Source organism: Pseudomonas sp. 1152_12, assembly GCF_052850675.1.
In genome coordinates this window covers 48,924-61,793 of the sequence record NZ_VXCW01000016.1, presented here as the reverse complement: position 1 = coordinate 61,793, position 12,870 = coordinate 48,924, and the positions used below count along the sequence as shown (strand labels likewise).

General features: G+C 58.3%; 10 protein-coding genes. 6 read left to right on the top strand and 4 right to left on the bottom strand.

Annotation, left to right across the window (positions count from 1 at the left end):
• Window positions 1-52: 52 nt before the first annotated feature.
• Complete coding sequence (locus tag FW764_RS24735; RefSeq protein WP_446436172.1) at window positions 53-2,461, bottom strand: DNA translocase FtsK; 2,409 nt, start codon at window positions 2,459-2,461, stop codon at window positions 53-55.
• A gap of 496 nt (window positions 2,462-2,957) precedes the next feature.
• On the opposite strand from FW764_RS24735, the gene aat reads away from it, so the two are divergent.
• From aat to infA, 3 genes are all read left to right on the top strand, one after another.
• Complete coding sequence (aat, locus tag FW764_RS24730; protein ID WP_446436171.1) at window positions 2,958-3,638, top strand: leucyl/phenylalanyl-tRNA--protein transferase; 681 nt, start codon at window positions 2,958-2,960, stop codon at window positions 3,636-3,638.
• A gap of 56 nt (window positions 3,639-3,694) precedes the next feature.
• The gene (locus tag FW764_RS24725; protein ID WP_446436170.1) at window positions 3,695-4,402 is read left to right on the top strand and encodes an arginyltransferase; all 708 of its coding nucleotides are present in this window, start codon (window positions 3,695-3,697) and stop codon (window positions 4,400-4,402) included.
• Window positions 4,403-4,502: 100 nt separating this feature from the next.
• Window positions 4,503-4,721 carry a translation initiation factor IF-1 gene (gene infA, locus FW764_RS24720; RefSeq protein WP_002553999.1) on the top strand — a complete coding sequence of 73 codons (219 nt, stop codon included), beginning with the start codon at window positions 4,503-4,505 and terminating at the stop codon, window positions 4,719-4,721.
• Window positions 4,722-4,909: 188 nt separating this feature from the next.
• Here the strand turns inward: infA and clpA are convergent, their stop codons facing one another.
• Window positions 4,910-7,180 (bottom strand): ATP-dependent Clp protease ATP-binding subunit ClpA, encoded by a 2,271-nt coding sequence (gene clpA / locus FW764_RS24715; protein ID WP_446436169.1) that lies wholly within the window; start codon window positions 7,178-7,180, stop codon window positions 4,910-4,912.
• Window positions 7,181-7,209: 29 nt separating this feature from the next.
• Entirely contained in the window at window positions 7,210-7,578 is a 369-nt protein-coding gene (gene clpS / locus FW764_RS24710) for an ATP-dependent Clp protease adapter ClpS (protein ID WP_005789091.1), read from the bottom strand.
• Window positions 7,579-7,801: 223 nt separating this feature from the next.
• Here clpS and FW764_RS24705 point away from each other — a divergent pair, with 223 nt between their 5' ends.
• Window positions 7,802-8,083 (top strand): cold shock domain-containing protein, encoded by a 282-nt coding sequence (locus FW764_RS24705; RefSeq protein ID WP_446436168.1) that lies wholly within the window; start codon window positions 7,802-7,804, stop codon window positions 8,081-8,083.
• An 82-nt stretch (window positions 8,084-8,165) separates the two neighbouring features.
• Here the strand turns inward: FW764_RS24705 and icd are convergent, their stop codons facing one another.
• On the bottom strand, window positions 8,166-9,422 hold the full coding sequence (gene icd / locus FW764_RS24700; RefSeq protein WP_446436167.1) for an NADP-dependent isocitrate dehydrogenase: 1,257 nt from the start codon (window positions 9,420-9,422) through the stop codon (window positions 8,166-8,168).
• A gap of 493 nt (window positions 9,423-9,915) precedes the next feature.
• Here icd and FW764_RS24695 point away from each other — a divergent pair, with 493 nt between their 5' ends.
• Together FW764_RS24695 and FW764_RS24690 are read left to right on the top strand one after the other, a co-directional pair.
• The gene (locus tag FW764_RS24695; protein ID WP_446436166.1) at window positions 9,916-12,141 is read left to right on the top strand and encodes an NADP-dependent isocitrate dehydrogenase; all 2,226 of its coding nucleotides are present in this window, start codon (window positions 9,916-9,918) and stop codon (window positions 12,139-12,141) included.
• Window positions 12,142-12,368: 227 nt separating this feature from the next.
• Window positions 12,369-12,815 (top strand): NUDIX hydrolase, encoded by a 447-nt coding sequence (locus FW764_RS24690; RefSeq protein ID WP_446436165.1) that lies wholly within the window; start codon window positions 12,369-12,371, stop codon window positions 12,813-12,815.
• Window positions 12,816-12,870: the final 55 nt, after the last annotated feature.

Below are 12,870 nucleotides of genomic sequence, written 5' to 3'. Positions count from 1 at the left end.
GAGTCCTCATTGAGTCGTTAGGGCGCGCCGCGTGCTGCCACGCGGCACGGAATCAGTCGCGCATCTGCCCAGGGGCGATAACTTCGCGCGAGCCGTTGGTGTTCATGGCGGTCACGACACCGGCGTTCTCCATGGCTTCGATCATGCGGGCGGCGCGGTTGTAGCCAATTTTCAGTTTGCGCTGCACCGCAGAGATGGAGGCACGGCGGCTTTCGAGCACGAACGCCACGGCTTCGTCGTACAGCGCGTCGGTTTCGGCGTCATCGTCACCACCGCCGCTGCCACCGTCGAAGCCGCTGCCGGCTTCTTCGACGCCAGCGAGGATGTCGTCGTTGTATTCCGGCGCGCCGCGCAGTTTCCAGGCTTCCACCACGCGGTGTACTTCGTCATCGGACACAAAGGCGCCATGGACACGAATCGGCAGGCTGGTGCCCGGCGGCATGTAGAGCATGTCACCGTGGCCCAACAACTGCTCGGCGCCGCCTTGGTCGATGATGGTGCGCGAGTCAATCTTGCTGGACACCTGGAACGCCATGCGCGTCGGGATGTTGGCCTTGATCAGGCCCGTGATCACGTCCACCGACGGCCGCTGGGTCGCCAGGATCAAGTGAATACCGGCAGCACGGGCCTTCTGGGCGATACGTGCAATCAGCTCTTCAACCTTCTTGCCGACGATCATCATCATGTCGGCGAATTCGTCGACCACCACCACGATGGTCGGCAACTTGACCAGCAACGGCGCTTCGTCGTGAATGCTTTCGCGCTTGTACAGCGGATCAGTCAGCGGCGTACCGGCGTCCTGGGCTTCCTTGACCTTGGCGTTGAAGCCCGACAGGTTACGTACGCCCATCTTCGCCATCAGCTTGTAGCGGCGCTCCATTTCGGCAACGCTCCAACGCAAGGCGTTGGCGGCGTCCTTCATGTCGGTCACTACCGGGCAGAGCAGGTGCGGAATGCCTTCGTAGATCGACAGTTCCAACATCTTCGGGTCAATCATGATCAGCTTGGCGTCATCCGGGCCGGACTTGAACAGGATCGACAGGATCATCGCGTTCACGCCCACCGACTTACCGGAACCGGTGGTACCGGCCACCAGCAAGTGCGGCATTTTCGCCAGGTCGGTGATCACCGGCTTGCCACCGATGTCGTGGCCCAGGGCCAAGGTGACCGGTGATTTGAAGTTGTCGTATTCCGGCGTCGACAGCACTTCGGAGAAGCGCACGATCTGGCGGTCTTCATTGGGAATCTCGATACCGACGGTGGTCTTGCCGGGAATCACTTCCACAACACGCACGCTGGTCACGGCCAGGGAACGGGCCAAGTCTTTCGCCAGGTTGGAGATGCGGCTGACCTTGACGCCGGCCGCCGGCTGGATTTCGTAACGGGTAATCACCGGGCCGGGGTGGATCGAATCCACGGAGACTTCGACGCCGAACTCCTTGAGCTTGATTTCCAGCAGATGACCAACAGCCGCCAGAGACTCCGGGGAATAATTGAGTTGTTTCTTTTCGGCCGGATCGAGAATCGAGATCGGCGGCAAGGTGCCTTCGACAGCGCTGTCGACAAACAACGGCGCCTGTTTCTCTTTCTGTACGCGATGGCTCGGCTCGGGGGCTTTGGGCGGCGCCGGGGCGATCACTGGCGGCACCTGCTTCTCGCGGTCCGACATGTGCTTGCTCAGGGCCTGCTCGCGTTCGATCAGGCGTTCCTTGACCTTGGCTTGCTCGCGTCGGTCCGGCGTGCTCGGGGCCACCACCTCGTTGACGCGGGTGTCCACCTCACGCAGTTGCGCAACCATGCGTTTGCGATCAACGCGGGCCGACCACCAACGGTTGGCCGCACTTTGGAACAATTCGAGCAGGTCGAGGGTGATCTTGCCGGTGACGTCCATCACTTTGAACCACGACAGGTCGGTGAACACCGTGAGGCCAAACAGGAACAGGGCGATAAACATCAAGGTGCTGCCCTGGATGTTCAGGGTCTTGCGCGCCAGGTCGCCCAGGCTTTCGCCCAGCGCACCGCCCGCGCCCGCTGGCAGGCCGGTGGGTGCATGGAAGTGAATATGTGCCAACGCGGCGCCGGACAGTACCAGGAACACCAGACCGATCAGGCGCCATGAGAACAGCCAGCCGCTCCACTGCCACGGCTCGTGGCGCTGACGGAAAATCTGCCAGGTCTTGATCGCCAGCAACAGCGGGAAGATATAGGCAAAATAACCCAGCACCATAAACAGGATATCGGCGCTGTAAGAACCGGCAGGCCCACCGAAGTTCTGCACGTCTTCGATCTTGCTGTTGTGGCTCCAGCCCGGATCGTCTTTGCCGTAGGTCAGCAAGGCCATCATCAGGAACAGGCACAGGGCGCCAATGGCAATCAGCGCGCCTTCCTTGAGTCGGTAGTGCAGGTGCTGGCGCCAGGCCGGAACGACTGCTGCTTTAGGTGTTGCGGCGGATTTCTTCAAAACGGGTCTTTTCCTGCGCCTTTAGCGCGTCCATCTGTTGAATGACTGCAAATACTGCCCAATCCGAGCAGCTGAAAATTAACCAAAAACGTTGAGCCTACTTTTAACACTGGGTAATGCAGGGGTGAAATGGCGATAACGCCACAATGGCCGCATTGTACGGGTTTGCGCCAACGATGCCACGCACTTGCCCCTCACCGCATAGCATAGCGAATTCAAGTGTCACAGCCTGTTCAATTTGAGCATGCATTGCCTTTGCTGACAAAGGCTTATGAGCTGTTTTTAGCAATCCAGGCAAGCTTGGCAGATAGCCGGCATGGCTCAGACCCGATTACGACCGCGCTTGCAGCATAGAGTTGCAGAAACACTCACTCACGCTAATCCGGGCTGATCTCCGATTCGGGCTGGCCCCACAGCGCTGTGTCGACAATAATCAATGCTCTTGCGGCAAGCGACCTGCCTGCCACCGCCCTCCCCTTCCGTAAGCCTGGATGCCATGCTGACCTGGTTGCAACGCGATTCCCTGACTTTTCCGCCGCTGGCCAAAGCCATGCGCGAACCCAATGGCCTGCTTGCCGCCGGTGGCGACCTGTCGGCCGAACGACTGATCCAGGCCTACCGCCACGGCTGCTTTCCGTGGTTCTCCGAAGGCCAGCCCATCCTCTGGTGGTCACCTGACCCGCGCACGGTAATATTTCCCGACGAGCTGCATGTCTCGCGCAGCCTCGGCAAACTGTTGCGCCAGCAGCGCTATACCGTGACATTCGACCAAGACTTCGCCGCTGTCATCCAAGCGTGCGCCGCACCGCGCAGCTACGCCGATGGCACCTGGATCACCGAGGGCATCCAGAGCGCCTACCTTGCGTTGCACCAGCGCGGCTACGCGCATTCAGTAGAGGTTTGGGATAACGGCGAACTGGTCGGCGGGCTGTATGGCCTGGCAATGGGCCAACTGTTCTTTGGCGAGTCCATGTTCAGCCGTGCAGACAACGCGTCGAAATTCGGCTTCGCCACCCTGACCCGACAGTTGCAGGATTGGGGGTTTGTACTGATCGACTGCCAAATGCCCAACGATCACCTGCACAGCCTGGGTGCCCGCGCCATACCGCGCAGTGAATTCGCGGATTTCCTGCACAACCATTTGGACCAGCCCAGCTCTGGACCGTGGGTTTCCTAGGCGACTTCCTCGCACCTGGCTTACACTTATTTCAAAGCTTATCCCGAGGGTTGATCATGACCGAGCTGGCACGCTTGAAGTTTTATGCCACTCAAGCCCACTCTTGCAGCTATCTGCCCGATGAGCAGGCCACCACGCTGTTCCTCGACCCCAGCCAGCCAATGGACGTGCACGTATATGCCGACCTGTCAGAGATGGGTTTTCGGCGTAGCGGCGACCACCTTTACCGCCCCCATTGCCAGAACTGCAATGCGTGCGTGCCGGCACGCATCCCGGCTGCGCAGTTTTTACCGGACCGCAATCAGAAACGCATCCTCAAGCGTAACGCCGACCTGGTGATCACTGCCACTAAGCCGCACTTCAGCGAAGAATATTTCGACCTCTACCAGCGCTACATCGAACAACGGCATGCCGACGGCGACATGTTCCCACCCAGCCGCGATCAGTTTTCGACCTTCCTGGTGCGCGACCTGCCCTTCTCACGCTTCTACGAGTTCCGCCTGGACGGGCGCCTGCTGGCGGTGGCCGTGACCGATTTGCTACCCAACGGCCTGTCGGCGGTGTACACCTTCTACGAACCTGCCGAGGAACGCCGCAGCCTGGGACGCTTTGCGATCCTGTGGCAAATCGGCGAAGCCCTGCGCCAGGAATTGGAAGCGGTGTACCTCGGATACTGGATCAAAAACTGCAAAAAGATGAACTACAAGACCCAATATCGGCCCATCGAGCTACTGATTAATCAAAGATGGGTAACGCTTAACTAGAACCCCTTGGCTTAAACACCCTTTTTCGGGCACAATGCACGCCGCTTTTGCCTGGCGCAGTTGCACCGGGCCATTCACTGGATACCGAGGGCTTTACTGCATGTCGAAAGAAGACAGCTTCGAAATGGAAGGCACTGTCGTCGACACCCTGCCCAACACCATGTTTCGTGTGGAGTTGGAAAATGGGCACGTCGTAACCGCGCATATCTCCGGCAAGATGCGCAAGAACTACATTCGTATTCTTACCGGTGACAAAGTGCGCGTCGAGCTGACGCCCTATGACCTGAGCAAAGGGCGCATCACTTACCGCGCCCGCTAATCAAGTCAATACAAAACGCCCGGTTCTGCCGGGCGTTTTTGTGTGCGCGCTGTTTGCCTGACACTACAAACCCTGAGGCAGGGCGCTTGCGCCAATAGCGGCTGCCCCTCCCCCACGCTTGATCTTCAGTGCTCAGGAGATAGCAAAAAGGCGCCTTTCGGCGCCTTTTGCTTTGTTGCAGCTCGCTATCAGGCCATTTCGGCCGTGGTTTCGAACTCGAAGGTCAGCTCGCCGTCCTTCAGGTCGATATGCACCACGCCACCATGATCGGAGAGCTCGCCGAACAGGATCTCTTCGGCCAGCGGCCGCTTGATCTTGTCCTGGATCAGACGCGCCATTGGGCGAGCGCCCATCGCCGCGTCGTAGCCGCCTGCGGCCAGCCAATCGCGCGCCGCGTCCGTCACATCCAACTGCACGCGCTTGTCTTCCAACTGCGCTTGAAGCTCGGTGAGGAACTTGTCCACCACACTTTTGATGACCTCATGACTGAGGCGACCAAACTGGATAATGGTGTCCAAACGGTTGCGGAACTCCGGCGTGAAGCTTTTCTTGATCACTTCCATCGCATCGGAAGAGTGATCCTGATGCGCAAAGCCGATCGAAGCCCGCGCGGCCGTTTCAGCGCCAGCATTGGTGGTCATGATCACGATCACATTGCGAAAGTCCGCCTTGCGCCCGTTGTTGTCGGTCAGGGTCCCGTGGTCCATGACCTGCAGCAGCAGGTTGAAGACTTCCGGGTGGGCCTTCTCGATTTCATCGAGCAGCAATACGCAGTGCGGCTGCTTGGTGATCGCCTCGGTCAACAGCCCTCCCTGATCAAACCCGACATAGCCCGGAGGCGCACCGATCAGGCGCGACACAGTATGGCGCTCCATGTATTCGGACATGTCGAAGCGTACCAGCTCGATACCCATGGCCTTGGCCAACTGGCGCGCCGCTTCGGTCTTGCCGACGCCGGTCGGGCCTGCGAACAGGAACGAGCCGACCGGTTTGTCCGGCGATTTGAGGCCCGCACGCGACAACTTGATCGCCGTTGACAGAGCGTCGATAGCCGCATCCTGACCGAAAACCGTCAGCTTCAGATCGCGCTCCAGATTACGCAGCAATTCCTTGTCGGAACTGTTGACGTGTTTTGGCGGAATCCGCGCGATCTTCGCCACGATGTCCTCGACTTGAGGCACGTCGATGCGCTTCACACGCTTCTCGACCGGCTGCAGGCGCTGATAGGCGCCGGCCTCATCGATCACGTCAATAGCCTTGTCGGGCATGTGCCGATCATTAATGTAGCGCGATGCCAGCTCAGCAGCGGCACGCAACGCTTCATCGGTGTACTCGATGCCGTGGTGCGCTTCGAAACGCCCTTTGAGCCCGCGCAGAATGCCGATGGTGTCTTCTACCGAAGGCTCGGACACGTCGACTTTCTGGAAGCGGCGCGCCAAGGCGCGGTCTTTCTCGAAAATCCCGCGGAACTCCTGGAACGTAGTCGAACCGATGCAGCGGATATCACCCGACGACAGCAATGGCTTGAGCAGGTTGGAGGCGTCCATCACCCCACCAGAAGCCGCACCCGCACCAATGATGGTGTGAATCTCATCGATAAACAGGATCGCCTGCGGGCGTTTTTTCAACTCACCGAGCAGCGCCTTGAAGCGCTTCTCAAAATCGCCACGGTACTTGGTCCCGGCGAGCAATGCGCCCAAGTCAAGGGAGTAGACGACGCTATTGGCCAGCAGGTCAGGCACTTGGTTATCGACAATGCGCTTGGCCAGGCCTTCGGCAATCGCGGTCTTGCCCACGCCTGCCTCACCCACCAGCAACGGATTGTTCTTACGACGGCGCGCGAGGATCTGCGCTACGCGCTCCACCTCAAGCTCACGCCCCACCAGCGGATCAATCCGCCCCTGGCGCGCAAGTTCATTAAGGTTGCTGGCATAGGCATCCAGTGGGTTGCCCGAAGAAGAAGACTCACCGCCCTCGTCGTCCTGCATATCCTGCTCACCCTCGGAATGATCGCCGTGCCCCGGCACCTTGGAGATACCGTGGGCGATGTAGTTGACGACATCAATGCGGGCAACGCTCTGCTGCTTAAGCAGGAACACTGCCTGACTTTCCTGTTCGCTGAAAATTGCCACAAGCACGTTAGCACCCGTGACCTCACGCTTACCGGAGCTCTGTACGTGGAACACAGCACGCTGCAATACCCGCTGAAAGCCCAGCGTCGGCTGGGTCTCACGGTCCTCGTCATGCACAGGGATCAATGGCGTGGTGGAGTCGATAAACTCCTGCAGGTCATGCTTGAGTTTGTCGAGGTTGGCGCCGCACGCTCGTAGAACGGTGGCGGCAGCTTCGTTATCCAAAAGTGCCAGCAGCAGGTGTTCGACGGTCATGAATTCATGACGCTTCGAACGAGCCTCCTTGAAGGCAAGATTGAGGGTGACTTCGAGCTCGCGGTTTAACATAGCTTCACCTCATACCCAAGTGGTCGGCGTTAACCGTCCTTCTCGATTTCACAGAGTAGCGGATGCTGGCTTTCCCTGGCGTACTGGTTGACCTGCATGGCCTTTGTCTCGGCGATGTCACGGGTAAACACTCCACATACTGCCCGTCCTTCTGTGTGAACGGCCAGCATTACCTTGGTCGCCAACTCGCGGTTCAGGTTAAAAAACACCTCGAGTACTTCGACCACGAAATCCATCGGTGTGTAGTCATCATTGAACAAAACCACCTTGTACATCGGCGGTGCCTGTAAGGCAGGCTTCGCCTCCTGAACAGCAATGCCTGCAGAACCGTCGTCATCATGTTCCTGATCCGGGCGATCCTGATTGAATGTTAGTCGAATCTGGCTGTTTGCATGCATGGAAAGAAAGGTTCGTCAGTGGTTCAAATACAGTGGTGGGGGCGACCTGCCGGAATTTCAACTCTGACTACACGGTCACCTTGACTATCAGCAAATCGGTGTTACAACCAATAGAGCCCACAGTGGGTAAAAAAGGTCCGCGCAGTCAACCTTATTTATTCGGGTTAGGACGGATAAACTGGATGATACTCCAGTGATGGAGTCTGGTGCAGAGGGATATGGTATGTCTGGCGACAAGATCAATGGCAAGGTCAAATGGTTCAATAATGCCAAAGGGTTCGGGTTCATTAACGCGGAAGGAAAACCCGAAGTAGATCTTTTTGCGCATTACTCGGCAATTAGCATGGACGGCTACAAAACACTGAAAGCAGGTCAAGCGGTGAGCTTTGTAACCATTCAGGGACCGAAAGGACTGCACGCAGTGAATATCGAGGCAATAAAAACCGAAGCACACGAAAACCCTGCAATCCCAGCGGCTCACAAAGAAAAGACAGTAATGGCCTGATCCGCCACTGAGCCCGCAGATTGCAATAAAAAACCGGCCACCTCAAAACACTAGAGACGGCCGGTTTTTTCTTTCCCACTGTTTACATGTGCGAGATCAGCGCATCACCAAAGCCCGATGACGACACCAGCTTGGCGCCTTCCATCAAGCGCTCGAAGTCATAGGTCACGGTCTTGGCCGAAATAGCACCATTGGTGCCCTTGATGATCAGGTCAGCCGCCTCCGTCCACCCCATGTGCCGTAGCATCATTTCCGCCGACAGAATCAATGAACCAGGGTTGACCTGGTCTTTGCCTGCGTATTTTGGCGCAGTGCCGTGGGTGGCTTCGAACATCGCCACGGTATCCGACAGGTTGGCTCCCGGCGCAATACCGATACCGCCCACTTCCGCCGCCAAGGCATCGGAGAGGTAGTCGCCGTTCAGGTTGAGGGTCGCGATTACATCGTATTCGGCCGGACGCAACAGGATCTGCTGGAGCATTGCATCGGCAATGGCATCCTTGACCACAACATTCTTGCCGCTTTTGGGATTTTTGAACTGCATCCACGGGCCGCCATCAAGCAGTGTCGCACCGAACTCTTCAGCCGCCACTTCGTAGGCCCATTCCTTGAAGGCGCCTTCGGTGAACTTCATGATGTTGCCTTTGTGCACGATCGTCAGCGAGTCGCGGTCATTATCCACGACATACTGCAGGGCTTTGCGTACCAGACGCTTGGTACCTTCCAGGGACACTGGCTTGATACCAATCCCGCAGTCCTGATCGAAGCGAATCTTGGTGACACCCATCTCTTCTTTCAGGAACTTGATCACCTTGATCGCTTCCGGCGAACCGGCCTTCCACTCGATACCGGCGTAAATATCCTCCGAGTTCTCACGAAAGATGGTCATATCCACATCGCCAGGCTTTTTGACCGGGCTAGGCACGCCTTCGAACCAACGCACCGGGCGCAGACACACATACAGGTCGAGCTGTTGCCGCAGGGCCACGTTCAACGAACGAATGCCGCCGCCAACCGGCGTGGTCAGCGGACCTTTGATGGAAACCACGTAATCCTTGACCGCATCCAGGGTTTCCTGGGGCAGCCAGGTATCCTGGTCGTAAACCTGAGTTGCCTTCTCGCCGGCATAAACCTCCATCCACGAGATTTTGCGCTTGCCGCCGTAAGCCTTTTCAACAGCTGCGTCCACCACCTTGATCATCACCGGGCTGATGTCGACGCCAATACCGTCGCCTTCTATATAGGGGATGATCGGTTGGTCAGGAACATTGAGAGAATGGTCTGCATTGACGGTGATTTTGTCGCCGACTGCCGGAACCTGAATCTTCTTGTATCCCATGCTGAACTCCATCTATGGATTAAACATCTGGCTGCGTTCGAGCCTACTCCAGATAAATGGCGACCGAAACCTCGCGCCTGGCTCATTTGCATCGAAAACAGCATATTTAGTCGCCTACAAGCCTGAAAGCAAAGGCAAAATCGCCAATCTTGAGCACATCGTGCGACTTTGGTCGCAGTTCGCCCCCTGCGACCTTTAGACCAATGGACGACCCACCTTTTGTATGAAGGCTCGGCGTAAGCATAGCGACCTATGTATAATGCCGCCGCTGACCCAAGAGTCACGACCGCTGACCGCTCTAGACAGTAGCCTTCAGCCAGAAAGCAGGACTATTACCATAGTCCACCCGCTTGACGCTCGACTGATGCAACCCAACATCACCGCGAAGAAACCTCGACATTTCGCTCATGGATGACTTTGAACGAACGCGCTCCACCCGGCGCATCTCGAGTTTCTGCGCACGCTTTCAGCAAAGAAGAGAGTTAATCCGAATATGCCCACCCGCTCGAAGATCATCTACACCTTCACCGACGAAGCCCCAGCCCTCGCCACCTATTCACTGCTGCCTATCGTAGAGGCCTTCACCGCTTCCGCTGATATTGCTGTGGAAACCCGCGACATCTCCCTCGCCGCGCGCATCCTCGCAAGCTTCCCCGAGCAACTGGGTACCAAGGCTATCGCGGACCACCTCGCCGAACTGGGCGACCTGGCCGTTACACCTGAAGCCAACATCATCAAGCTGCCTAACATCAGCGCCTCGACCCCTCAGCTGCAAGCTGCAATCAAGGAACTGCAGGCCCAGGGCTACGCCCTTCCGGACTACCCGGAAACCGTAACCACCGACGCGGAAAAAGAAACCCGTGCACGTTACGACAAGGTCAAGGGCAGCGCCGTGAACCCGGTCCTGCGCGAAGGCAACTCCGACCGCCGCGCACCGCTGTCGGTCAAGAACTACGCCCGCAAACACCCGCACAAAATGGGCGCTTGGGCTGCGGACTCCAAGTCGCACGTCGCTCACATGAGCAACGGCGACTTCTACGGCAGCGAAAAAGCCGTACAGATCGAAGCCGCTGACGCGGTGAAGATCGAGCTGGTTGCCAAAGACGGCACCGCCACTGTCCTGAAAGAAAAGACCTCGTTACAGGCCGGCGAGATCATCGACACCGCCGTACTGAGCAAAAAAGCCCTGCGCAGCTTCATCGCCGCTGAGATCGAAGACGCCAAGAAACAAGGCGTGCTGCTGTCGGTTCACCTGAAAGCCACCATGATGAAGGTCTCCGACCCGATCATGTTCGGCCAGATCGTTGCCGAGTTCTATAAAGACGCCCTGGCCAAGCACGCTGCCGTGCTGGAGCAGATCGGCTTCAACCTGAACAACGGCATCGGCGACCTGTACGCTCGCATCAAGGCCCTGCCTGCCGATCAGCAAGCGCAGATCGAAGCTGACATTCAGGCGGTCTACGCCGCTCGCCCTTCCCTGGCGATGGTCAACTCCGACAAAGGCATCACCAACCTGCACGTGCCGAGCGACGTCATCGTCGATGCCTCGATGCCAGCCATGATCCGTGACTCCGGCAAAATGTGGGGCACCGACGGCCAGTTGCACGACACCAAGGCGGTGATCCCGGATCGCTGCTACGCCACCATCTACCAGGCGGTAATCGAAGAGTGCAAAGCCAACGGCGCCTTCGACCCAACCACCATGGGCAGCGTGCCAAACGTTGGCTTGATGGCGAAAAAAGCCGAAGAGTACGGTTCTCACGACAAGACCTTCCAGGTCAAGGCTGACGGCGTAGTGCGCGTCACCGACAGCAAGGGCAACCTGCTGATGGAACAGACTGTTGAAGCCGGCGACATCTTCCGCATGTGCCAGACCCAAGACGCGCCGATCCAGGACTGGGTCAAGCTGGCCGTCAACCGTGCCCGCGCCAGCAACACACCGGCCATTTTCTGGCTGGACCCACAGCGCGCTCACGACGGCGTCGTGGTTGAGAAAGTTCAGGCCTACCTGAAAGACCACAACACCGAAGGCCTGGACATCCGCATCATGTCGCCGGTCGACGCGATGAAGTTCACCCTGGAGCGCACCCGCAAGGGCCAGGACACCATCTCGGTGACCGGTAACGTACTGCGCGACTACCTGACCGACCTGTTCCCGATCATGGAACTGGGCACCAGCGCCAAGATGCTGTCGATCGTACCGCTGATGAACGGCGGTGGCCTGTTCGAAACCGGCGCCGGCGGTTCGGCGCCAAAGCACGTGCAACAACTGGTGGAAGAGAACTTCCTGCGCTGGGATTCCCTGGGCGAGTTCCTGGCCCTGGCGGCTTCCCTTGAGCATTTGGGTGTGACGTACAACAACCCGAAAGCCTTGGTACTGTCCAAGACCCTGGACCAGGCCACCGGCCAGTTCCTCGACAACAACAAGTCGCCATCGCGCAAAGTCGGCAACATCGACAACCGCGGCAGCCACTTCTACCTGGCGCTGTACTGGGCTCAAGCCCTGGCCGCCCAGACCGAAGACACTGCACTGCAAGCGCAGTTCGGCGAGCTGGCTAAAACCCTGAGCGACAACGAGGCGACTATCGTTGCCGAGCTGAACGCCGTACAAGGCAAGCCAGTGGACATTGGTGGCTACTACGCGCCGAACCCGGAGCTGACCAGCAAAGCCATGCGCCCAAGCAACACCCTCAACGCGGCAATTGCCAAGTTGAAGTAAGGTTGTAAGGATGCAAAGAAGCCCCGGCCCCGCGCCGGGGTTTCTGTTTCAGCACACTGCGGTTTGCAGAACACACCAGATCAACATGTGGGAGCGGGCTTGCTCGCGAATGCGCTGTGCCAGTCGCCCGATGCATATCTGACCCATCGCATTCGCGAGCAAGCCCGCTCCCACACTGACTGCAACCCCGCCCAAAGACCGCACCGCATCATGAATCGAGGTTTTGAATGACCTGGCAACCCCACATCACCGTCGCCACCCTCGTCGAAGACAACGGCCGCTTCCTGATGGTCGAAGAACTCAAGGGCGGGCGCGCCGTGCTCAACCAGCCCGCCGGCCACCTGGACCCGAATGAGACCCTGACCGAAGCCGCCGTGCGCGAAACCCTCGAAGAAACCGGCTGGGACGTCGAAGCCACCGGCATCGTCGGGATCTACCTGTACACCGCGCCCAGCAATGGCGTGACCTATCAGCGCGTGTGCTTCATCGCCAAAGCCCTCAAACACCACCCGGAGTATCAACTGGACGACGGTATCATCCGCGCCCGCTGGCTGACCCGTGACGAGCTGATGGCCGTGCGCGACGACTGGCGCAGCGAACTGATCATCCGCTGTATCGATGATTATTTGGCCGGCCAGCGCCACAGTCTCGAATTGATCCGCCCTTCTCTTTAGCCTTGAGGGCTTGGGCCTGATAGAATCGCGTCCTTTTTCAAGACACCCGTTGAAA

What these genes read in the sequence shown, in the direction of transcription:
- aat (WP_446436171.1), top strand. Translation starts at nt 2,958, where the DNA reads ATGCTGACCTGGTTGCAACGCGATTCCCTGACTTTTCCGCCGCTGGCC.
- FW764_RS24725 (WP_446436170.1), top strand. Translation starts at nt 3,695, where the DNA reads ATGACCGAGCTGGCACGCTTGAAGTTTTATGCCACTCAAGCCCACTCT.
- infA (WP_002553999.1), top strand. Translation starts at nt 4,503, where the DNA reads ATGTCGAAAGAAGACAGCTTCGAAATGGAAGGCACTGTCGTCGACACC.
- clpA (WP_446436169.1), bottom strand. Translation starts at nt 7,180, where the DNA reads ATGTTAAACCGCGAGCTCGAAGTCACCCTCAATCTTGCCTTCAAGGAG.
- clpS (WP_005789091.1), bottom strand. Translation starts at nt 7,578, where the DNA reads ATGCATGCAAACAGCCAGATTCGACTAACATTCAATCAGGATCGCCCG.
- FW764_RS24705 (WP_446436168.1), top strand. Translation starts at nt 7,802, where the DNA reads ATGTCTGGCGACAAGATCAATGGCAAGGTCAAATGGTTCAATAATGCC.
- icd (WP_446436167.1), bottom strand. Translation starts at nt 9,422, where the DNA reads ATGGGATACAAGAAGATTCAGGTTCCGGCAGTCGGCGACAAAATCACC.
- FW764_RS24695 (WP_446436166.1), top strand. Translation starts at nt 9,916, where the DNA reads ATGCCCACCCGCTCGAAGATCATCTACACCTTCACCGACGAAGCCCCA.
- FW764_RS24690 (WP_446436165.1), top strand. Translation starts at nt 12,369, where the DNA reads ATGACCTGGCAACCCCACATCACCGTCGCCACCCTCGTCGAAGACAAC.